The sequence below is a fragment of the Pseudomonas sp. 01L34 genome, from assembly GCF_056400265.1.
The window spans coordinates 244510-266447 of sequence record NZ_JBFTSX010000001.1 but is presented as its reverse complement, the minus strand read 5'-3'; the positions used below and the strand labels follow the sequence as shown (position 1 = coordinate 266447).

The 21938-nt window shown below is 60.0% G+C and carries 15 protein-coding genes; 3 read left to right on the top strand and 12 right to left on the bottom strand.

Annotated elements, in window-relative coordinates; genetic code table 11:
- Positions 1 to 73: 73 nt before the first annotated feature.
- From AC1DQM_RS01240 to AC1DQM_RS01200, 9 genes are all read right to left on the bottom strand, one after another.
- Positions 74 to 331 carry a hypothetical protein gene (locus AC1DQM_RS01240; protein ID WP_018926169.1) on the bottom strand — a complete coding sequence of 86 codons (258 nt, stop codon included), beginning with the start codon at positions 329 to 331 and terminating at the stop codon, positions 74 to 76.
- Complete coding sequence (locus AC1DQM_RS01235) at positions 328 to 540, bottom strand: hypothetical protein (protein WP_018926170.1); 213 nt, start codon at positions 538 to 540, stop codon at positions 328 to 330. The genes AC1DQM_RS01240 and AC1DQM_RS01235 overlap by 4 nt, the downstream gene beginning before the upstream one ends.
- Positions 541 to 655: 115 nt before the next feature.
- Positions 656 to 781, bottom strand: a complete 126-nt coding sequence (locus tag AC1DQM_RS01230) for a hypothetical protein (protein WP_007901166.1) — start codon at positions 779 to 781, stop codon at positions 656 to 658.
- Between the two features lie 208 nt (positions 782 to 989).
- The gene (locus AC1DQM_RS01225; RefSeq protein ID WP_018926171.1) at positions 990 to 1169 is read right to left on the bottom strand and encodes a hypothetical protein; all 180 of its coding nucleotides are present in this window, start codon (positions 1167 to 1169) and stop codon (positions 990 to 992) included.
- A gap of 155 nt (positions 1170 to 1324) precedes the next feature.
- On the bottom strand, positions 1325 to 2500 hold the full coding sequence (locus AC1DQM_RS01220; protein ID WP_477745701.1) for a lactonase family protein: 1176 nt from the start codon (positions 2498 to 2500) through the stop codon (positions 1325 to 1327).
- Positions 2487 to 2783 carry a DUF5629 family protein gene (locus AC1DQM_RS01215; RefSeq protein WP_018926173.1) on the bottom strand — a complete coding sequence of 99 codons (297 nt, stop codon included), beginning with the start codon at positions 2781 to 2783 and terminating at the stop codon, positions 2487 to 2489. The genes AC1DQM_RS01220 and AC1DQM_RS01215 overlap by 14 nt, the downstream gene beginning before the upstream one ends.
- A 186-nt stretch (positions 2784 to 2969) precedes the next feature.
- The gene (locus tag AC1DQM_RS01210) at positions 2970 to 4550 is read right to left on the bottom strand and encodes an aldehyde dehydrogenase (NADP(+)) (RefSeq protein WP_477745700.1); all 1581 of its coding nucleotides are present in this window, start codon (positions 4548 to 4550) and stop codon (positions 2970 to 2972) included.
- A 10-nt stretch (positions 4551 to 4560) separates the two neighbouring features.
- Positions 4561 to 5553 carry an AraD1 family protein gene (gene araD1 / locus AC1DQM_RS01205; RefSeq protein ID WP_018926175.1) on the bottom strand — a complete coding sequence of 331 codons (993 nt, stop codon included), beginning with the start codon at positions 5551 to 5553 and terminating at the stop codon, positions 4561 to 4563.
- 43 nt (positions 5554 to 5596) lie between these two features.
- A complete protein-coding gene (locus AC1DQM_RS01200; RefSeq protein WP_018926176.1) occupies positions 5597 to 6919 on the bottom strand; it encodes an MFS transporter in 1323 nt (440 codons plus the stop codon).
- Between the two features lie 193 nt (positions 6920 to 7112).
- Here AC1DQM_RS01200 and AC1DQM_RS01195 point away from each other — a divergent pair, with 193 nt between their 5' ends.
- The 3 genes from AC1DQM_RS01195 to AC1DQM_RS01185 all read left to right on the top strand — a co-directional run bounded on the left by AC1DQM_RS01195 (position 7113) and on the right by AC1DQM_RS01185 (position 14687).
- Positions 7113 to 8849 (top strand): IlvD/Edd family dehydratase, encoded by a 1737-nt coding sequence (locus AC1DQM_RS01195; protein ID WP_018926177.1) that lies wholly within the window; start codon positions 7113 to 7115, stop codon positions 8847 to 8849.
- Between the two features lie 258 nt (positions 8850 to 9107).
- Entirely contained in the window at positions 9108 to 9827 is a 720-nt protein-coding gene (locus AC1DQM_RS01190; protein ID WP_018926179.1) for a FadR/GntR family transcriptional regulator, read from the top strand.
- Positions 9828 to 9971: 144 nt separating this feature from the next.
- Positions 9972 to 14687 carry a dermonecrotic toxin domain-containing protein gene (locus AC1DQM_RS01185; RefSeq protein ID WP_477745699.1) on the top strand — a complete coding sequence of 1572 codons (4716 nt, stop codon included), beginning with the start codon at positions 9972 to 9974 and terminating at the stop codon, positions 14685 to 14687.
- Positions 14688 to 14751: 64 nt separating this feature from the next.
- Here the strand turns inward: AC1DQM_RS01185 and AC1DQM_RS01180 are convergent, their stop codons facing one another.
- The 3 genes from AC1DQM_RS01180 to pepN all read right to left on the bottom strand — a co-directional run bounded on the left by AC1DQM_RS01180 (position 14752) and on the right by pepN (position 21930).
- The gene (locus tag AC1DQM_RS01180) at positions 14752 to 17136 is read right to left on the bottom strand and encodes an efflux RND transporter permease subunit (RefSeq protein WP_477745698.1); all 2385 of its coding nucleotides are present in this window, start codon (positions 17134 to 17136) and stop codon (positions 14752 to 14754) included.
- Between the two features lie 28 nt (positions 17137 to 17164).
- Positions 17165 to 18232, bottom strand: a complete 1068-nt coding sequence (locus tag AC1DQM_RS01175) for a WD40/YVTN/BNR-like repeat-containing protein (RefSeq protein WP_477745697.1) — start codon at positions 18230 to 18232, stop codon at positions 17165 to 17167.
- A gap of 1040 nt (positions 18233 to 19272) precedes the next feature.
- Complete coding sequence (gene pepN, locus AC1DQM_RS01170) at positions 19273 to 21930, bottom strand: aminopeptidase N (RefSeq protein ID WP_477745696.1); 2658 nt, start codon at positions 21928 to 21930, stop codon at positions 19273 to 19275.
- Positions 21931 to 21938 lie beyond the last annotated feature (8 nt).

The following is a 21938-nucleotide window of genomic DNA, read 5'->3' as shown; positions in this document are numbered from 1 at the left end:
TTTTACGACTGCTTCGCAGCCGAACGCAGCCTTCGGCAGCTGCTACAGGTGTGGGTGTGTGCAGGTAAGGGAATCAGGCCAACACTTCACACATCCCCAACGCCGAGCAATCCACCTGGAATGGCCCGAAAAATTCGCCATTGGATTTGCTCGGCGGATTACCCACCAGCAACTCCAGCGCTTTGGCGGTCTGGATGTTGTGGGCGATGTTGTGGTTGCATTCGATGGCCCGTGCCACCGAGCCCGCCGAGCCCTGCCCGATCCCCAACAACGAAGCGCCATTGGTCATGAACGCCAGAAAGGCGATGACCCAGAGTCTGCGTCCTTTCATGCCCCTGCCACCCCCGCCAAGTCGACGTCATCAACCACCGCATGTTGAGCGCGGTGTTCGAACTGGATGCCGGGATAAGCGACCTGAATCGGTGCTTGAAGGCTGTGTTGCGATTGAGCCGAAAGGCTGACGACCAACACCATGGCCACGTAAAGACCAATGGCCAGGTAGGCGCCGTGTTTGGCAGAAGTGAGGATGGTGCTGGCCATGGTGATCTCCGTGGGCATGTTTCAGTGCCCACAGAATCGATCAAAAAACAGAAGATAACTAGCGACCTTTATGCATAGTAGCTATCAGTTTTATTGATCTTTAACCCAGTGCGTTTCAATCCTCGATAAAACTCATCAAGCGCTCACGGGCCGCGTCCGGCTCGTTGGGAACGGGCTGGGCAGCCGACAGAATCGGGGTGGAATAGAGAAACAGGAGAACCACTGCCAGACGCATTGCCATGCTGTCGATCCTTATTAGAGAAGGAGTCAAAAAATCAGCGTCAAATTTAAACACATGGCCATGTGATATCAAGCAATACATTGATGGCAATATGATGCTGTCGTAAATGCGTTATGCAGGAGCGACATCACTTCGGGGCTTTTCGACGCCTGTTTGGGCCGATCGGCAAGTGACTTCGCTCCTGCATAAAGGGTGCAGGGCTGACATTTCAGTGTTGGTTTTTGTGATCCAGCGCGGCGTAGAAGTTGGCGCTCTGTTGCAGGTATTTCTGGGTGTAGCTTTGGGTGTGGGATTTTTTGTCGCTGATTTCAACGTTGGCGCTGGCAGGCAGAGCAACAGTGGCGGAAATAGCGGAAGCGGCGATAACAGAGAAGAGATTGAAGTTCATGGCGGTATTCCTCGATTCAGTTGGCTTGCTTGCCCGGTTGGGCCGTGAAGCAAACTTAACTCCCGAGGGTCGGCGCCTTGAAATGCTTTGTAGCATTAGCCGATATCAGTCTCATTAATAGAAGGTTGCAGGCCCCATCAACCGGGGCCTGCGGCCTATTGACGCAGCAGGAACTTGAGATCGCTCGGGGCATCCATCGGCAGTTTTTGCACGGTTTTGCCCAACAGACCGGTCTTGGCGTCACGCTCGATGACGACAATCTGGTTGCTCTTCTGGTTGGCAATCAGCACGAATTTGCCGCTCGGGTCGAGACTGAACTCGCGCGGGTGATCGCCGTCCACCGAGCGACGCTGAAGCTCCTTGAGGTGGCCGGTTGCCGGGTCGATGGCGAACACCAGCAACTGATTGGCGGTGCCACGGTTACTGACGTAAAGGAACTTGCCATCGGCCGAGGCATGAAGCGCAGCCGCGGCCTTGCCCGATGTGGGCAGCCCCGCCGCCAGATCGACCAACTGCGTTTGTTCGAGTTGGCCGTCCTTGTAATCGAACACCGCCACCTGCGCGCTCATTTCCATGGTCAGCCAGGCGTGCTTGCCATCGGCGCTGAACAGTAAATGTCGCGGCCCGCTGCCGGGGGGCAACGGGACGGACGCGGGTTTGGCGGCAGTCAACGGCAGTTCCGGATTGGCCTTGGGGTCGAAGCGATAGATAAAGATCTTGTCCGCGCCCAGGTCATTGGCAAACACGTAGCGGCCGTCCGGCGAAGAAACCACCGAATGCACGTGCGCCGACATCTGCCGCTCGGGGTCGATCCGGCTGGACGGATGACCGCTCATCTGCACGACGGGTTTCAGCTTGCCATCGGGGCTCACCGGTAACACCGCCAGGGTGCCGCCCGGGTCTTCAGCCACCGAGTAGTTGCTGACAAACAGATGGCTGGCATCACCGCTGATGCTCGAATGGGTCGGCTCGCTGCCCAGGGTTTGCACCTGGTTGATCAGGCTCAGCTCATGGGTTTTCGGATCGATTGCGTAACTGCTGACGCGCCCTACCGGATCGGCCTGCCCCGGGCCGTTTTCGTTGACCGCGAACAAGCGACGTTGATCCTTGGACACGGTCAGCCAGGACGGGTTGGCGCTCTTCACCACTTGCAGCGGCTTGGCATCGATCTGCCCGGTGCGGCTGTCGAAGTTCAGGCGATAAATCCCCTGGCTCTGGCCGGCGGTATACGACCCCACCAGCAATTCGTAGTTGTCGACCGGCGCAGCCTGCACGCCCATCGCGCCGACGCTGCCGGCGATCAACAGTGGCCAGAAGTTACGCATCCTCATTCGTTTCGTCCTCGTCATCCTGACCACCAAACGCTTCCATAGGTACCAGCCGGTGTTCACCGGAATCACCGGTGATGATCCAGCTCTTCAAATCGGGATCGAAAGTCGCCGCCTTGATCTGCGCCATGCTGAACTCCCAGCGCTTGAGCGCCCGACCGTCCATGCATTCGATGTGCAGGTTATCGTCCTCATCGAGAGAGAAGTCGAAAGCGTGCAGTCCGTCGATCTCCAGCATGTCGCAATGTTCGAGGGCGTTGAGCAAGGTGTCGTTTACGGCAGTCATGGCAGTCAATCTTTGAATGGGAAAGACGCAATGATAGCTCAATGCGGGAACGGACTGTGGCGAGGGGGCTTGCCCCCGTTTGAGTGCGTAGCACTCACAAAATCTTTGGTACATCAGAGATTTTGGGGCTGCTTTGCAGCCCAACGGGGCGGTGCGGCGTTCCGACAAGCCCCCTCGCCACAGCCGTTAGAGCGCTTCTCGTGATGGTTTGCCATCGACCAAACGTTGGATGCGCAACGGATTGCCATTCTTCAACGCGTCCGGCAGCAGGCTGTCGGGGTAGTTCTGGAAGCATACCGGGCGCAGGAAACGGTCGATGGCCAGGGTGCCCACCGAGGTGCCGCGCGCATCGGAAGTCGCCGGATACGGCCCGCCATGGACCATCGAATCGCAGACTTCCACACCCGTCGGATAACCGTTGAGCAAGATCCGCCCGACCTTCTGCTCCAACAAGGGCGTCAGCTCGCCGAAGCGTTCGAAGTCCGCCGGCTCACCGATAATCGTTGCCGTCAGTTGCCCGTGCAGGCCGTTCAGCGCAGCACTGAGTTGCGCCTGATCCGCCACTTCAACAAACACCGTGGTCGGGCCGAACACTTCCTCTTGCAGCACTTCATCGCCATCGAGCAACAGACTCACATCCGCCTTGAACAATTGCGGCTGCGCCTGATTGCCTTGTTGCGGATTACCGGCCAAGTGCTCGATTTTCGGATGCGAAAGAAGCTTGTGCAGGCCTTTACCATAGCTGCTCAAGGTGCCGGCGTTGAGCATGGTTTGCGCCGGCTGATCGCCGATCAGCCCGGCCACCTGCTGTACGAACGCACTGAACTGCGGCGAACGAATGCCGATCACCAGCCCCGGATTGGTACAGAACTGCCCGCAGCCCTGCACCACTGAAGCCGTGAGGTCACGGGCGATGCTTTCAGCACGAGTATCCAGCGCCTGCGGTAACACGATCACCGGGTTGATGCTCGACATCTCGGCGAACACCGGAATCGGCTGCGGCCGTGCCGCGGCCATGTCGCACAGCGCCCGACCGCCTTTCAGTGAACCGGTAAAACCGACCGCCTGAATCGCCGGGTGCTTGACCAGCGCTTCCCCTACTCCACCGCCGTAGATCATGTTGAACACACCGGCGGGCATGGCGGTTTTTTCAGCGGCGCGAATCACCGCGTCGGCCACCCATTCAGCGGTTGCCATGTGGCCGCTGTGAGCCTTGAACACCACCGGGCAGCCGGCGGCCAAGGCCGAAGCGGTGTCGCCGCCAGCAGTGGAGAACGCCAACGGAAAGTTACTCGCGCCAAACACCGCCACCGGCCCCAGGCCAATGCGGTACTGACGCAGGTCCGGACGCGGCAGTGGCTGGCGTTCCGGCAGCGCCAGATCGATCCGCGCGCCATAGAAATCACCACGCCGCAGCACCTTGGCGAACAGACGCATCTGGCCGCTGGTGCGCCCACGCTCACCTTGAATCCGCGCCGCCGGCAACGCGGTTTCGCGGCAGACCACGGCCACGAACTCATCGCCCAGGGCGTCCAGTTCATCGGCAATCGTGTCCAGAAATTGCGCACGGCGCTCGGCGCTCAGGCTGCGATAGGCCGGGTAAGCGGCGGCGGCAGCCTTCGCGGCGGCGTCGACCTCTGCAACGGTGGCCTGGTAGAAATCGTGGGGCAAGGCCTCGCCAGTGCTGGCATCGACGCTTTGCAGTTTGACGGTGCCGGCAGCGCTGCGCTCACCGCCAATGTAGTTGTGACCAAGAATCCGGGTCATGGGTGTCTCCTTAAAGTGTGCCGACGGTGCCGGGTTCGAACGCTGCTTCAACCGGAGCGATGCCGTTGATCAAGGGTGCGCCGAACTCAGCCTGGCTGATCTCGAACACATCACCCGGCCGGGTACGGATGCCATCGGCGAAGGACAGGGTCGCGGTGCCGAAGAAGTGGATGTGCACATCGCCGGGGCGCAGGAACTGGCTGTACTTGAAATGGTGATACTCGAGGTTTTCCAGGCTGTGGCACATGTTGGCTTCGCCACTGAGGAACTCGTTCTGCCAGAGCACTTCGCCGTCGCGCAGGATGCGACTGGTGCCCGCCAGGTGTTGCGGCAGTTCGCCGACCCGAAGCTCCGGGCCATAGCTGCAACTGCGCAGTTTCGAATGGGCCAGGTAAAGGTAATTCTTGCGTTCCATCACGTGATCGGAGAACTCGTTGCCCACCGCAAAACCGAGGCGATACGGTTTGCCGTCGTGGCCGATGACATAGAGGCCGCTGAGTTCGGGCTCCTCCCCGGCATCTTCAGCAAAGGGCGGTAGCGGGAAAGGCTTGCCCGGTCGCACGACGATGCTGCCATCGCCCTTGTAGAACCATTCCGGTTGCACGCCGGCCTGGCCGGCTGCAGGTTTACCGCCCTCCACACCCCACTTGAAGATGCGCATGGTGTCGGTCATCGCCGCTTCATCGCCGGCCTGCTGATGCATTTTGTCCCGAGCCGAGGCGCTGCCCAAATGGGTCAGGCCGGTGCCGCTGACCAGCATATGCGCCGGGTCCGGGTGATCCAGCGGCGGCAGGATGCGCAGCTTGGCCAGCAACTCGGCATAGTTGTGGCTGATGCCCAGCCCCAGGGTTTGAACCTGTCGCTCAAGAGTGGTGCCCGCCTCGATCGCCGCCAGCGCCAGATCCCGCACCGTGTGCGCATCCTGCACTTCACGCACCAGACCGTCTTCGACCACGCCGACGCGGCGTTCGCCATTACTCAATTCGAACTGAACTAAACGCATGAACCTTCTCCTGTTAATGCAGAACTTGTTGGCCAATCTCGCGTCAGGTACGGGTAGCACCGCGGGCACTTGCCGCGAACTGGTCGGCCGGCAGCACATGCTTGCGTTCCAGCAGGCGATACACCACGCCGGTCAGGACCAGGCCGAACACCATCACGCAGGACAGGAAATACAGCCCCGACGCCAGGTTGCCGGTGTACTCCTTCAGCGCACCAATCACGAACGGGCCGATGTAGCCGCCGAGGTTGCCCACCGAATTGATCAACGCGATTCCTGCCGCCGCACTGGCGCCGGCGAAGAAGCGCCCCGGCAAGGTCCAGAACACCGCCGTGCAGGAAAACAGCGCGAACGCCACCAGGCACAGCGCCGCCAGTTGCAGCACCGGTACCGACAGCCAGGCGCTGAGGAACAGGCCGATGGCACCCAACACATACAGCACCGCCAGATGACCGTAGCGATCATTCAGGCGGTCGGAACTGCGCGGAATGATCAGCAAACCGATGATTCCGAAGATGTACGGCACCGATGACACGAACCCGGTCACCAGGTCTGTGCCACCGAACTGCTTGATCAGCGTCGGCAGCCACAAACCGAGGCCATAGATGCTCAAGGTCACCGGCAGATAGAACAGCGCCAGCAGCAACACCCGTTTGTCCTTCAGTGCATGCAACGGATTGCCGTGGCAGGTCTGGCCATACTCGGCGAGGTCTTTTTTCAGTTCCCCGGTCAGCCAGTCTTTCTCGGATTGATCCAGCCATTTCACTTGGTCCGGGCCGTCCGGCAAGTAGCGCAGCACCGGCCAGGTCAGCAGGATCGCTGGCGTACCGATGACGATGAACAGCCACTGCCAGCCGTGCAGGCCAAGCGTGCCGTCCATACCGAGCAAACCGCCGGACACCGGGCCGGTGATCATCATGGCGATGGGTTGGGAAAGGATGAACAGCCCGAGGATCTTGCCGCGATGGCGAATCGGGAACCATTGGGTGATGTAGTACAGCACGCCTGGAAAGAACCCGGCTTCGGCCGCGCCGAGCAGAAAACGCATCACATAGAAGCTGTTCGGGCCCTGGACGAACGCCATGCCGATGGTGATAGCGCCCCAGGTGACCATGATCCGCGCGAACCAGCGTCGGGCGCCGAAGCGGTCGAGCATCAGGTTGCTGGGGATCTCCAGCAGAAAGTAGCCAATGAAGAAAAGCCCGGCACCAAATCCGTAAGCCGCATCACCGATGCCGACGTCGGCGCCCATGTGCAGCTTGGCGAACCCCACGGCAGAGCGATCCACATAGGCGATCAGGTACAGCAGGATCAGGAAGGGAATCAGTTTCAACGTGATGCGACGGATAAGCCGCAATTCCTGGCTCATGAGTTCGGTCTCCGATTGTTGTTGTTATAGAACCTCGGGGGACGCCTCTCGCGGAAAACCATCAGGGCCGTCCCTCCGTTGAAAACGACTATATAGTATTACTATTTAACCAACAACACTTCCAAACAGCCGAAATTGCGCTTATGTTACGCCACAGCTCGAACAATATAGTCATACAATAAGAGAACCGATCATGACTGATAAGAAACCCACCCTGCGCTCCGCCCAATGGTTTGGCACTGCCGACAAGAACGGCTTCATGTACCGCAGCTGGATGAAGAATCAGGGCATCGCCGACCATCAGTTCCACGGCAAGCCGATCATCGGCATTTGCAACACCTGGTCGGAACTGACCCCGTGCAACGCGCATTTCCGCCAGATCGCGGAGCACGTCAAACGCGGGGTGATCGAAGCCGGTGGCTTTCCTGTGGAATTCCCGGTGTTCTCCAACGGCGAATCGAACCTGCGCCCCACCGCCATGCTCACCCGTAACCTGGCGAGCATGGACGTCGAGGAAGCCATTCGCGGCAACCCGATCGATGGCGTGGTACTGCTCACTGGTTGCGACAAAACCACTCCGGCGCTGCTGATGGGCGCGGCCAGTTGCGACGTGCCGGCGATCGTCGTCACCGGTGGGCCGATGCTCAACGGCAAGCACAAGGGCCAGGACATCGGTTCGGGCACGGTGGTGTGGCAGCTCAGCGAACAGGTCAAGGCTGGCACGATCACCCTTGATGATTTCCTCGCGGCCGAGGGTGGCATGTCCCGTTCCGCCGGGACCTGCAACACCATGGGCACCGCCTCGACCATGGCTTGCATGGCCGAAGCGCTGGGCACGTCCCTGCCCCACAACGCGGCGATTCCGGCAGTCGATGCGCGCCGTTATGTGTTGGCGCACATGTCGGGTATGCGTGCAGTGGAGATGGTTCGCGAAGATTTGAAGCTGTCGAAAATCCTCACCAAGGAAGCCTTCGAAAACGCCATCCGGGTGAACGCTGCCATCGGCGGTTCGACCAACGCGGTGATCCACTTGAAAGCCATCGCCGGACGCATCGGTGTCGAACTGGACCTGGACGACTGGACCCGCATCGGTCGCGGCATGCCGACCATTGTCGACCTGCAACCGTCCGGGCGCTTCCTGATGGAAGAGTTCTACTACGCCGGTGGCTTGCCTGCAGTGCTGCGTCGCCTGGGCGAAGCCAACCTGATTCCGAACCCGAACGCCCTCACCGTCAACGGCAAAACCCTCGGCGAGAACACCAAGGACGCGCCGATCTATGGTCAGGATGAAGTGATCCGCACCCTCGACAACCCGATCCGCGCCGACGGCGGCATCTGCGTGTTGCGCGGCAACCTGGCGCCACTGGGTGCGGTGCTCAAGCCCTCTGCGGCGAGTGCCGAGCTGATGCAACATCGCGGGCGCGCGGTGGTGTTCGAGAATTTCGACATGTACAAGGCGCGGATCAACGATCCGGAACTGGACGTGGACGCCAACTCGATTCTGGTGATGAAAAACTGCGGGCCGAAGGGTTATCCGGGCATGGCCGAAGTCGGCAACATGGGCTTGCCGGCCAAGCTGCTGGCCCAGGGTGTGACGGATATGGTACGGATTTCCGACGCACGCATGAGCGGCACGGCGTACGGAACCGTGGTCTTGCATGTGGCACCGGAAGCCGCCGCCGGCGGGCCTTTGGCGGCAGTGAAGGAAGGCGACTGGATCGAGCTCGATTGCGCCAGTGGACGTTTGCATCTGGACATTCCGGATGCCGAACTGGCCGCGCGCATGGCCGACCTGCAACCGCCGCAACAGTTACTGGTGGGCGGCTATCGCCAGCTGTACATCGACCATGTGCTGCAGGCGGATCAGGGCTGCGACTTCGACTTCCTCGTCGGTTGTCGTGGAGCCGAGGTGCCGCGTCACTCTCACTGACCCTCTGGATTCTGTAACCACAGCAGAACCTGTGGCGAGGGAGCTTGTCGGATCGCCGCACCGTCCCGTTGGGCTGCGAAGCGGCCCCAATACAGGCAGTCGCGATTTGTCAGGCAGACCGTGCCGGCCGATTTGCGACTGCTTCGCAGCCGAGCGGGACGGTGCGGCGATCCGACAAGCTCCCTCGCCACAATGATTGTGCCCGCCGCGCCTGCTATCATGCGCAGCACCCCATCGCACAGGACCGCGCCGTTCCCCATGGATTACCGCAAACCCTCCGACCGCAAAAGCATGCACTCGCGCATCGTCCAGGAATTGGGCATGCAGATTGTCTCGGGACGCTTCAAACCGGACGACAAACTGCCCGCCGAAGCCCTGTTGTGCGAGGAATACGCGGTCAGCCGGCCAGTCCTGCGCGAAGCGACCCGAGTGCTGGTTGCCAAGGGCCTGGTGTATTCCCGTCCGCGGGTCGGCACCGTGGTCAAGCCGCGCCGGGAATGGCACATGCTCGACCCGGACGTGTTGCACTGGTTGATGCAAAGCAGCCCGCAGAATGAGTTCTTCAGCCTGCTGACCAGCGTGCGCAGTATCATCGAACCGGCCGCTGCAGCCCTGGCCGCGCAGTTCGCCACCGACGCAGACATCGCCTCCATCGGTGAAGCCTACCAACGCATGGAGTCAGCACCGACGCCTGAAGCCTTGTTGCAGCCGGACCTGGATTTTCACAGCCGCATCGCCGACGCGACCCACAACGACTTGCTGGCGAACCTGTGCAACATGTTGTCGGTGGCGATTGCCGAAGCCTTGAAGCACTCCAACCAACGGCCGAACCTGCATGAACTGGCGTTGCCTCGGCATAAGGCGATTCTCACGGCTATCGAGAATCGCGATGCGCTGGGTGCGCGACATGCGACGTTGGTGCAACTGGACGATGCGCGTAACGCGCTGAATGTGGTGCTCGGCACCGATCCCGCATAACCACCACAATTCCCCTGGGCTCATTGCCACCACGTAGTCATCCCTTAGATCATCGAATTGTCGGATCTGCGGTATCCCGTTACCGCACATCCATTCCGGCCTCGCCTTACTTTGCGTGACTCAACCCATGCAAAGGATTGCATCATGCCGATACCTGCATCCCCCCCTGCCACGGCGGACATGACCGATATCATCGCGCACGCCGTCAGCGCCCGCTTGAGCTCCCGCCCCACCCTGCGCTCGGAAACCGCTCGCCTGCTCAAGGACGGCGTACTGGAAAAGTACCCGCAACTGGACTTCGACCCTGAGCGAACCAAAATCGCGCAGCCGATTCCCAACGGGGCCTGGCGCCTCACGTTACTGCTGGACTTGGTACTGGATTATCTGGCCAGCGGCACACCTGTCGATTTCAGCGAGCGGTTCGGTCGTGCCTGCTTTCTGACCAACCGTGCGCCCGCGCAACTGACTGTCGGCAAAACCACATCACGCCTGCCTGATCTCCAGGTGATTGCGGGGGTCATCCTTGAGCTGCCCGACTTGCTGCACATCGGGCTCCAGGAATCGCTGACCCTTTACTGGAACCAGAAGGACGAGGCCGGCGTCAGCCGCTGGCAATGGCTGGGAAACTTGCTGGCCGGCGTCCTGCAGACATCCGCGACCCGCCTGTCGAAAAGCAACCCGGTGCAGGCCGGGATTCTCGCGGAGCTGGCCAGCCACCCGGACAACCTGCAGCGTCTCCAGCAATCCTGGTCAAAAGGCCCCATACAAGCCTGCACCCTACAAACCACCCTGACCAACGGTGACGTCTCCATTACGCTGCAGGCCTCCGAGCTCCTGGTGACTTGTGGTGAAACCCATTTGTTGTGCAGCGTGACCGGCAAAATCGAGTCCTTCTCTTCCCTGGAAGCTTTCGGCCTGGCTTGGGGCGCACGGTTTCAGCGGGCATACAAAGCCGATGTCATCACCTGGAAGCGGTTTGAGCCGGACGGCAACATCTTTGACATTCAGGCTGCCCTGCTCCTGAACCGGCAACTGGAAGATCTGGCTGCGCTCAAACTGCCCGCCAGCCAGGGCCTGGGCGAGTTGGCGAAACACGTTGATGCGATCACCGAAGTCGCCACGCTGTTCATCGACAGCCAACCGGACGAGGCCGTTTTTCAACCGATACAGGCGTCGATTCCCAGGTGGTTGCAAGCGGCGACACCCACTGACCGCATGGCCTATCGCAAGCACGTCCTGGCCATGGCCAGCGTCAAGCAACAGACCCAGGGGCGCACCTTCAACGATGGCATCGACGACCTTCGTACGTTTGCCCGAAAAGCCTTGCACAAGCAGATGCAGGAAGATTATCCGCTGGCGCCCGGTTATAACTCCGACGAGCTGGAACTGACTTTTCATGTACCCGTCGGTGACCTCGGCAGCGGCTACATCGAAACCGTCAAAATGACCCTGACCGAGCTGGCGATCAACAATCTCGCCACAAAACCCAAGGACCGCATGACTGTCCGTCACACCGGAGACCAACTGATTCAGCAGTGGACTACCGACGCCTATCTGCTGGACCTGGTGAGCCGGGTCAATGTCGGCCAGCACTATCCCGAACTGATCGAAACCTTGCTGCTCGGCGAGACCGACGACGCACGGGAGCGGGAACGATTGTTCGCGCTGGAACTGTCGGTTCATCTCCCCCTGCTGGCCCTCGAACATTCGATCAAGGGTGAGCACGGGTTCACCCATCTGGGGTATCGCTATGTCGATGCGTTGATGAATCGCACCGCCGCCGAACGGGTCGTCAACGAACAGGCCGTGGTCATCCGGCCCCTGGCGTTCCAACGCAAGGACGGCGCCGACTGTGATGTGGCCGCCAACATGTTCATCATCGAGCCCAAAGACTTGCAGGCCTCTGGCCCGCATATCCTCTATCGCCCGTTGTACACCCCGTCACTGCAGCAATACGCCGCTCGCAGCGACTTGCTCAAAGCGATCGCGCAACAGGGCGCGCTGCAAACCAGCGTGCTGACCTGGCTCCCGGACCGCGCACGTCCGGTTTACGACAACAACGGTTTCAACGAACCGCATATCAACCACTTTCACATCGGCGACGAGTTCTCACCGCCCGACAAGCCGAAACCGGCGATTCTGGCAGGCGACGAAGCTGCGGCCCGGTGGCTCAGTGCAGTGGAGGAAGGTCGATTGCCGGCCAGCCTGTTCGCCAGCAACGCCCGGGCGCTGGCCGATCTGGCTGACAGGCAATCGGTGTCCAATGCCGAAAGCCGTTGGGCGATCATCCTTGAGGGTGGCTGGCTGGTCTTTAACAACCTGGTACTGCCACTGTTGCGCGGCCCGGCAATGCTGGTGGGCTGGATGCTGCAAATCACCCATAGCCTGATCAACGACCTGCCCGCACTGGACAGTGATGACCCAACTACCCGGAATCTGGCCTGGATCGATGTGCTCTTGAACATCGGCCTGCTCCTTTTGCATGTCGCACGAACTCAAGGTGAACGGCCTGCATTCGCGCCAGAGCGCATGGGCGAAGACGCTCCGGTGACCCTCGATCCGCTGCGCCGTCTGTTGCCACTGGACTTGCTGCCTCCCGAGACAACCATCACTCAAGAAACACCCGGACTGCCCTCCGAACCGCCGGGCAGTGGCAATACGTTGCTGGATTTCAACCTGTCGACCGCTCGGGACTCGACCTCGGCGCGGCTGTTCAACAAGCTGCAGGCGGTCAAGGTTGCATGGCCCGCGTCTCTGCCAGAGCCTGTTGCAACCGGTCCGTTCAAGGGGCTGTACCGGATCGACAACAAATGGCACGTCACGGTCGCCGGCCTGCTGTTTCGCGTGAGTGTCGTGCCCGGTTTCGGTGAGGCCTACCTGGTGCATCCCGAGCATCCCGACCATCCGGGAATCAAGCTCAAAACCGATGGATACGGCCGGTGGACGCTGGATCAAGGGCTGAAACTGCTCGGCGGAGGACGTAACGCCAGGCGGGATGCCCTGCGCGAGAGCAAACAACAACGCATCAGCCTGCTGGAACTGAACCACCAGGAATTTTTGCAGCAACAGACGCAGGTGCAAAAACGCGTTGATATCGCGGAAAAGCTGATGGAGCTGAAAACAAACGACCCCGCCAGCAGCGAGCAGGATCGCACCACTTTTCGCCAACGGTTCGCAGACGAGCTGGACAAACAGAGCGAAACCTATGTCACGGCGCTTGCCGAAATCCGCGAAAAAAGCGCTCTGAGCAAAACTGATCCCGATCCAAACCTGCAGCGCAACCTGCTGGAGAATCTCATCAACAACGCGCGCAAACGTGTGGTCATCGCTGACCGGGAACGGGAAGCCACCAATCGAACTTACGCGGACTTGACCCGCGGTATCGAACACTTGCGCGAAGCAATCAAGGACAAGGGCAACGTCGTACTGGATCGATACTTCGAATTCATGCGCAGGACCTCCGAAGTCAACGAAACCATGATCAGGTTCTACGAAGAAACAGAGAGCCGACTTGCGGAGCTTAAACACCTGTCTCGCTTGGGCTTGGAGGACTGGAAACGGTTGACCGACAATCGCTCCGAGAATGAATTGACCGCTTTGCGAGTCAAATCCTACCAACTGAGCATCTTGCGTATTCTCAGCCTGAAGGAACTGGGTAGCGCCACCATGGCCCCACTCGAACGCGCACTCGATCCCCTGATGTTGCTGTCTCGCTCCCATTCCGAACTGCAAACTTCTCGCACTTATAACAATAGCGATCGGATCGCCGTTCTGGACAACCTGGTCGATCACTACCGCAAAGCACTGGATGGGCTTGAAAGTATCGGCATCTTCAATGCCGAAGAATTACAGCCGGCGGCCTTCAATCGCCTGCGAGAGATCATCGGTGAACTGCGCCTCGATGCCGAGCGACGTCTGGCCGATGACCTTCAAAATCTCCCGCAACCTTCGGTCTCCGAGCCCGATCCGTCTTCACCCGGAGCCAGCAAGCCCCCGATCCAGCGCCCCTCTTCATGGGCCAGTCGCAAGCGGGTCATCAAAACCGCCAAGGGCACTCTGATCGGCGATATTCGCCCCCGCGTGGCTAACCAGGGCGGAGACATTGTTGATATCAACGGTCCACTCGAAGATGCACCACTGGCTTCGTTCCATGAACATGAACCGAATGTCTGGGTAGAAATGATCGAGGTCAGGCAGCCCGCACCCAAGGCCTCCGCGCACTCCTACGCACAGCTCAAAGGGGATGCCCGCAAGGCCATCGCCAATGTCGACAAGCAGGTAAGGAAAATCGAGGGTTACGCGCAACGCGCAAGCTCACCCAAGGAAATTGAAGAACAATTGCAACGCGAAGCACAAAAGCTGACCGGGTATGCCGAGGGTCTGGAACACCATGAGGCCCCCTCGCCAAACCGGGAACAAGATGCCTCGTTAATCCGCGATTTACGCGATCACGCGCGAGCCCTCGACAGTAAGGCATCGGAACTGCGCATCCGCATGACACTGGCCCAGCCCCCCAGCAGTGAGGGTGTGGAGTTTCTGTTACGGTGCAAGGAGGTTTACCCACGCATGATCGGTAATCGCGTACAACTGAAAACCGGACGTAAAGACTTCATGCAGGAGTACGTCCTGTTGAACAAAGACGATCAACCCTGGGGGTACGCACATTTTCACTATGAGCGCTTCGATGATGCCAAGACGCAATATACCCAGGCCCATCTGAAAACCAGGGAACAACGCTTCGAAACCTACGAATCGGCGATGGCCAAGGCTACAGATCCGAAACAGAAAATCGATATCCACCGCGGGATCATCAGCAAGGAACTGGCCAACAGTGCATTCCTGACGCTACAACCACGCTGAGTGATTCGGTCCCCCATAAAAAAAGCCGCAACCTGAGTTGCGGCTTTTTGGGTCAGGCTGACGCCTAGTGAGCAAACAGCGAGTTGCCCTTCTGCCCCGCCAGTTTTTCCGGTTTGATCAGGAACCGCGCCAGCGCCGGCAGCAGCCACAACGCGCCGAACATGTTCCAGAGCAGCATGAAGGTCAGCATCAGGCCCATGTCGGCCTGGAACTTGATCGCCGAGAAGATCCAGGTGCACACGCCGATTGCCAGGCACAGACCGGTGAACAACACAGCTTTACCGGTGGACTTCAGCGTCTGGTAGTACGCCTCTTGCAGCGACAGGCCGGCACGCAGGAAGCTTTCCAGGCGACTGTAGATGTAGATCCCGTAATCCACGCCGATCCCCACCCCGAGTGCCACCACTGGCAAGGTCGCCACTTTCACACCGATGCCCATGAACGCCATCAGTGCGTTGCCGAGCACCGAGGTCAGCACCAGCGGCAGCACGATGCACAAGGTCGCCGCCCAGGAACGGAAGGTGATCATGCACATGGTCGCGACGCAGATATACACCAGCACCAGAATCGTCAGTTCGGAACGCTTGATCACTTCGTTGGTGGCGGCCTCGATCCCGGCATTACCGGCGGCGAGGAGGAATTCCAGGCCTTCCTTGTTGTTGTCCTTGGCGAAGTCCTGCACCGCATGAACCGCGCGATCCAGGGTTTCGGCCTTGTGATCGTTGAGGAACACCAGCACCGGCGCCAAAGAGCAATTGTTGTTGTACAGACCATCGGCACGGGCGATGGAGTTGTTCAACACGTCCGGATTGCGCGACAGGGTTTCCCATTTCAGGTTGCCCTCGTTCATGCCCTTGATCATTTGCTTGGACACGGTCACCAGCGAGATCGCCGACTGCACGCCCTCGGTGTTCTGCATCTTCCACATCAGCTCGTCGATCGGTGCCATGGCTTCATAGCGCGAGCACCCTTCAGGCTTGGTCTTGACCATTACCACCAGCACGTCGGAACTGGTGGAATAGTTGTTGATGATGAAGCTGTTGTCCTTGTTGTAACGCGAGTCCGGACGCAGTTCCGGCGCACCCTGGTCGAGGTCGCCGATTTTCAGGTTCTGGCTGTACCAAAGGCCACCGCTGAAGGCGATCAGCGCCAGGGCAATGGAGACCGGTGCGACTTTCGGGCTGGCAAAGTTCGCCAGCAGGCGCCAGAAGGGATGCTCGCGGTGCGCGTCTTTCTTGCTGCGGTCGACGGCGCGTTTGCTGATACCCACGTAGGAAATCGCTACCGGCAGCAGGATCAGGTTGGTGAACACGATCACCGCCACGCCGATGGACGCGCCGATGGCCAGTTCGCGAATCACGCCGATGTCGATGATCAGCAGCGTGATAAAGCCCACCGCATCCGCGAGGATCGCGATCATCCCCGGCAGGAACAACTGACGGAATGTGCGCCGTGCCGCAGTCAGCGCGTTGTCCGCCTCGCTGGACTGCAAGGCGATACCGTTGATTTTCTGCACGCCGTGGGAAATCCCGATGGCGAAGATCAGGAACGGCACCAGCATCGAGTACGGATCCAGCCCGAAGCCGAAAAAGTGCATCAAGCCGAGCTGCCAGACCACCGCCACCAGCGTCGTACTCAGTACTGCCACGGTGCTGCGCATGCAGTTGGTGAACCAGTACAGCAGGATCAGGGTGATGACGAAGGCGACGCCGAAAAACATCACCACCATGACCAGCCCATCGATCAGGTCGCCGACTTTCTTGGCGAACCCGACAATGTGGATCTTCACGTTGGGGTTCTGGGCTTCGAACTTGTTGCGGATCTTGTCTTCAAGCTCATGCGAGAACTTGCGGTAGTCCAGCGCCAGTAACTTGCCCTGGTCTTGCGGGTCCGGGTAGGACTCCAGCAGCGGGATGTCGACGATGCTCGACTTGAAGTCGTTGGCCACCAGCCGCCCGACCTGCCCGGACTTGAGCACATTGTTGCGCAACAGGTCGAGGCTTTGCTGGGAACCGTTATAGCTCTGGGGGATCACTTCACCACCGGCGAAGCCCTCCTCCGTCACCTCGGTCCAGCGTACGCTCGGGCTCCACAGCGACTTGAGGCCGGAACGGTCGACACCGGAGATGTAGAACACCTCGTCGTTGATCTGGCGCAGGGTCTCCATGTACTCCTTGGAGAAGATATCGCCATCGGTGGCTTCAACGGAAATCCGTACGGTGTTGCCCAGGTTCGCCAGATCGTTGCGGTGCTCCATCATCTTTTCAATGAACGGATGCTCGAGCGGGATCATTTTTTCGAAACTGGTGGACGGCCGGATCAGCGTCGCCTGCCAGAACAGGAAAATACTGACCAGCAGGCAGATGACGATCACCGCCGGGCGGTTGTTGAAGATCAGGCGCTCAAGAAACGTCGCCTTGTCCTGATGAGGAGTGCTTAAGGATGTCATAGACCCGCCTTCTTATTATTTGCCCGGCTCATTTGGACGACCCGTTTGTGCCATTCTCTGCGCCCGTTGGCGAGGTGACGCGCACGCCGCCCTGGCCTGCCAGAATCAGATTACCGTTACCCGCCGCCGTGACCGACGAGACGGAAATGCGATCGGGACGGTTGAACACGCTGAAGGTTTCGCCGTCGTCGCTGCTGCGAATGACACTGCCACCATTGCCGACGATCACGATGGAACCGTCGTCGAGCAATGTGGCGCCGGACAGGCCGAATTCCAGCGCACCGCGTGCAGCCTTGAGTTCGACCTGCTCCCACGTGGTGCCGAAATCCGTGGAGCGATAGAGATTGCCCCGCAAGCCGTAGACCAGCAGCGTGGCCGGTTGCGCGGTGCCGATGACGCCGAACAGCGAGCCCTCGTAGGGGCCTTCAAGCTTTTCCCAGGTCTGCCCTTCATCGGCGGAACGGAACATGCTGCCCTGCTCGCCGACGATGAAAATGCCGGAATCCTTGACTGCAGCTATGGCGTTGAGGTGGTACTGGTCTTCGTTGGCCAGGCGATCGCTGACATCTTCCCAGTTCTTGCCACCGTCGGTGGTTTCCAGCAAGGCACCGTAGGCGCCCACGGCAAAGCCGCTGTTGACGTCCTTGAACCAGACATCCAGCAGCGGCGATTCGCGGCGCAGGTCTTCGAATTGTTTGGTCCAGGTGACCCCGCCGTCTTCACTGGCGAGGATCTGCGCGTCATGGCCGACGGCCCAACCGTGCTTGTCATCGACAAAAAATACCGCTGTCAGCAGCTGCCGGGTCGGCACCTTGGCTTGGGTCCAGGTCGCGCCCTGGTCATCGGAGTAAAGAATGTGTCCGCGATCGCCGACCGCCACCAGGCGTTTGCCGGCGTGCACGACATCGAGCATCAGGCCTTTGCTGGCCTTGGCGGATTCAATGGAATAAACCACGTCGGTGGTCGGCGCGGCAGCGGCCAGCACAGGAGCCGACAACACGGCACAACCCAACAGCGAGAGCGCTGTAGCCAGCAACGCGAACCTGCGTAACGCCGGCGGGCGGCAAATACTCACACCCATGACAGGCTCACTCATAGACCTTCCCCCATTATTATTGTTAGGTCATTCAACCTTTCAGGGCGCCGTAAGGGGGTGCTCACCGGGACTGCCCTATTCCAGAGCATAGTCCTGAAACCCGCAATCCAGAGCCCCTTCGGAAGCTGGGCTTATCCTATCGGGGTTTGGAAAGGTCTGACAATCGACGCCACGTTATGTTTTGTTAACCGGGGGGATATGCGCAGAGGCTGAATGGAGGGACATTCGCAGAGGTGATCGGGGTCTGGGGTACATATCCGTTTCTGCGGTAACGGCGGCTGGCGGTTTCGCTCTTACAGCGAGTCACTTTCGAAAAGCGCGAAAGTAACCAAAGCGCTCTTGCCCCTGTCGTTCGGCCCTTCGCCTAGGCTCAGGGTGCCCTCGTTCCGGTCCTGCTCCGTGGGCCCGCCGCCATCGGCCATCCATGGCCGGGGGCGGCTAACCCGGCATCCATGCCGGGTTGCCCACTGCGCAGAACCTCCACTCGGCCTCTCGAGGGGGCGGTGCGTCAAAATCAAAAGCAAGGCGGCCTCCCGGCCGGCCTGATCTCAAGCGGACGCATTTCCCTGTAGGAGCTGTCGAGCGAAGCGAGGCTGCGATCTTTTGATCTTGCATTTGCTTTGCTTTGCTTTGCTTTGCTTTGCTTTGGCTTTTGATCTTGATCTTGATCTACCCGCCCCTTCGGGAGGCTGAGCGCAGGTGTTCATCTGGGGATTGGCGCGCAGCGCCGTTCGACGCAGTCGAACCCATCGCATGTAGGTCGTAGCGAAGCAGACCGTAGGGCGATGCCCCCAGATGGATACCGGAGCGAAGGAACGCCGAGCCTCAGCGAGGGGCCGGACGCTTGGGGCGAGACCTTTTGGGTACTTTTGGGGCGTTTGCCAAAAGTGCCTCGCCGTAAGGGCGAAACCCTAAGTAGCCGTTACCGCAGAAATGGATATGTACTCCATCAAAAATCCCGGTCGGCTATCAGGCCGCCATCGCGAGCAAGCCCGCCCCCACAAGGTCCGAGTGAACACTTGAGAGAGCAGGCAACCAGATCAGGCCAGGCTTTTGCTGACCACTTCGTACACGTCGCTGGACAGCTGCCCCGAAGCGAGGATCCGCTCCAGTTCGCCTTTCATCAACGCCTGACGGGCGCTGTCGTACTTACGCCAGCGCGTCAGCGGCGCCAGTTGGCGAGAAGCAATCTGCGGATTGAAGCCGTTGAGCTCAATCACCAGATCCGCCAGGAACCGATACCCGGAACCATCCGCCGCGTGGAAGTTGATCAGGTTCTGTCCGGCAAACGCGCCGACCAGTGCCCGCACCTTGTTGGGGTTCTTGATGTTGAACGCCGGGTGTTGCATCAAGGCTTTGACCCGCGCCAGACCGCCTGGCAATACACTGCCGGCCTGAACGCTGAACCACTGATCCATGACCAGCGGATTGTCCTTGAAGTGCTCGGCGAAGCTCGCCAGTGCCTTGGCTTTCTGCGCTTCGAACGGCGAATTCACCAACACGGCCAACGCGGTCAGGCGCTCGGTCATGTTGTCGCAGCTGTCGAACTGCTCAAGGGTTGCCGCCAATACTTCTGGCTTGTCGCTGAGCATCAGGTAGGACAACGCAATGTTCTGCAGTGCGCGGCGGGCGAAGTGCTCGGCCTCGGCCACATACGGAGTCTTCTTCGACAGATCACGATTGGCCTGATAACGCAGCCACAGCGCTTCGAACAAAGTGTCCGCCAGTTGCTTGCGCGCAAATTCGCGAGCGGTGTGGATCGCTTCGACATCAGCCACTTCGCTGATTTCGGTCAGGTACGCTTCGCTTGGCAGCGAGAGCATTTCAGCGACCATGGCCTGATCCAGCGTCTCGTCGGACAGCACGGTACGCAGGGCTGCAACCAGACGCTGATCCAGCACCAGCGCTTCGCCCTTCTGCTGCTGGGCGATCAACTCTTGCAGCACCTGCACCGACAACTGCTGGCCGGCATCCCAACGGTTGAAACCGTCGCTGTCGTGCTGCATCAGGAACATCAGTTGATCGCGGTCGTACGGGAAGCTCAGTTTCACCGGCGCCGAGAAGCCGCGCAGCAACGACGGCAGTGGTTTTTCAGCAATGTCGACGAAGGTGAAGGTCTGCTCGGCTTCAGTCACCGAGATCACCCGCGAAGTGCCTTGAGCACTGGCTTCACCGGACAGACGCAATGCAATTGCCGCGCCTTTCGAATCAAGCAGACCCAGCTCCACCGGAATCACGAACGGCAGCTTCTCAACCTTGTCCGGGGTTTCCGGGCAGCTCTGGCGGAAGGTCAGGCTGTAGGTTTTCGCCGTGGCGTCGTAGGACTCGCTCACCGCCAGACGCGGTGTGCCGGCCTGGCTGTACCAGCGTTTGAACTGGGTCAGGTCGACGCCATTGGCATCTTCCATGGCCTTGATGAAGTCATCGCAGGTCACGGCCTGGCCGTCATGGCGTTCGAAGTACAGGTCGCTGCCTTTGCGGAAGCCGTCAGCGCCAAGCAAGGTGTGGATCATGCCGACCACTTCCGAACCCTTTTCATACACGGTCAGGGTGTAGAAGTTGGAAATCTCGATGAAGCTGTCCGGGCGTACGGCGTGAGCCATGGGGCCGGCGTCTTCGGCGAACTGGTGGGTGCGCAGGTACGCCACGTCCTGGATGCGCTTGACCGTGGCCGAGTTCATGTCGGCCGAGAACTCCGAATCGCGGAACACGGTGAAGCCTTCCTTGAGCGACAGCTGGAACCAGTCGCGGCAGGTCACGCGGTTGCCCGACCAGTTGTGGAAGTATTCGTGGGCGACGATCGCTTCGACCCGCTGGTGCGCGGCGTCGGTAGCGGTTTCGGCACGGGCCAGCACGGCGCTGGAGTTGAAGATGTTGAGGCCCTTGTTCTCCATGGCGCCCATGTTGAAGTCGTTGACCGCGACGATCATGAAGATGTCCAGGTCGTACTCGCGACCGTAGACTTCTTCGTCCCAACGCATGGACTTCTTCAGGCTGTTCATGGCGTGCTGGCACTTGTCGATGTTTTCTGGCTCGACATAAATGCGCAGCGCCACGGAGCGCTCGGTCATGGTGGTGAAGGTGTCTTCGACACACCACAAGTCACCGGCCACCAACGCGAACAGGTAGGCAGGCTTCTTGAATGGGTCTTCCCAGGTCGCCCAGTGGCGGCCGTCTTCGCCGGGACCGGAGGCAATCGGGTTGCCGTTGGACAGCAGCACCGGATAGCTGTGCTGCTCGGCGACCACCGTGGTGGTGAATGCACTCATCACGTCCGGGCGGTCGAGGTAATAGGTGATCTTGCGGAAACCTTCGGCCTCGCACTGGGTGCAGAACATGGTGCCGGATTTGTACAGGCCTTCCAGGGCGGTGTTGGTTTCCGGGTGGATCCGGACGCTGGTGTCGACCGTGAAGCTTGTTGCGGTCGGGTGCAGGGTCAGATGGTTCTCGGTCAGTTGGTAGTCGGTGGCGCTCAGCTCCTGGTCGGCCAGGGTCACCGACAGCAGCTCGAGTTGCTGGCCGTCGAGCACCAATGGCGGCAGGCCCGGGCCACGCTCAGGGTTGCGGCGCATCACCAGTTGCGCATGGACCAGGCTGTGGTCCTCGAACAACTCGAAGGTCAGGTGCGTCTCGTCGATCAGGTACTCGGGCGCCTGATAGTCCTTCAGGTAAATCATCTTCGGTTGTTCGGTGCGCATGCTTGAGT

Excerpts from the sequence above, each read along its gene's own strand:
- AC1DQM_RS01210 (WP_477745700.1), bottom strand. The coding sequence starts at position 4,550 with ATGACCCGGATTCTTGGTCACAACTACATTGGCGGTGAGCGCAGCGCT.
- AC1DQM_RS01230 (WP_007901166.1), bottom strand. The coding sequence starts at position 781 with ATGGCAATGCGTCTGGCAGTGGTTCTCCTGTTTCTCTATTCCACCCCG.
- AC1DQM_RS01200 (WP_018926176.1), bottom strand. The coding sequence starts at position 6,919 with ATGAGCCAGGAATTGCGGCTTATCCGTCGCATCACGTTGAAACTGATT.
- AC1DQM_RS01190 (WP_018926179.1), top strand. The coding sequence starts at position 9,108 with ATGGATTACCGCAAACCCTCCGACCGCAAAAGCATGCACTCGCGCATC.
- AC1DQM_RS01180 (WP_477745698.1), bottom strand. The coding sequence starts at position 17,136 with ATGACATCCTTAAGCACTCCTCATCAGGACAAGGCGACGTTTCTTGAG.
- AC1DQM_RS01215 (WP_018926173.1), bottom strand. The coding sequence starts at position 2,783 with ATGACTGCCGTAAACGACACCTTGCTCAACGCCCTCGAACATTGCGAC.
- AC1DQM_RS01220 (WP_477745701.1), bottom strand. The coding sequence starts at position 2,500 with ATGAGGATGCGTAACTTCTGGCCACTGTTGATCGCCGGCAGCGTCGGC.
- AC1DQM_RS01195 (WP_018926177.1), top strand. The coding sequence starts at position 7,113 with ATGACTGATAAGAAACCCACCCTGCGCTCCGCCCAATGGTTTGGCACT.
- AC1DQM_RS01240 (WP_018926169.1), bottom strand. The coding sequence starts at position 331 with ATGAAAGGACGCAGACTCTGGGTCATCGCCTTTCTGGCGTTCATGACC.
- AC1DQM_RS01235 (WP_018926170.1), bottom strand. The coding sequence starts at position 540 with ATGGCCAGCACCATCCTCACTTCTGCCAAACACGGCGCCTACCTGGCC.
- araD1 (WP_018926175.1), bottom strand. The coding sequence starts at position 5,553 with ATGCGTTTAGTTCAGTTCGAATTGAGTAATGGCGAACGCCGCGTCGGC.
- pepN (WP_477745696.1), bottom strand. The coding sequence starts at position 21,930 with ATGCGCACCGAACAACCGAAGATGATTTACCTGAAGGACTATCAGGCG.
- AC1DQM_RS01185 (WP_477745699.1), top strand. The coding sequence starts at position 9,972 with ATGCCGATACCTGCATCCCCCCCTGCCACGGCGGACATGACCGATATC.
- AC1DQM_RS01225 (WP_018926171.1), bottom strand. The coding sequence starts at position 1,169 with ATGAACTTCAATCTCTTCTCTGTTATCGCCGCTTCCGCTATTTCCGCC.
- AC1DQM_RS01175 (WP_477745697.1), bottom strand. The coding sequence starts at position 18,232 with ATGAGTGAGCCTGTCATGGGTGTGAGTATTTGCCGCCCGCCGGCGTTA.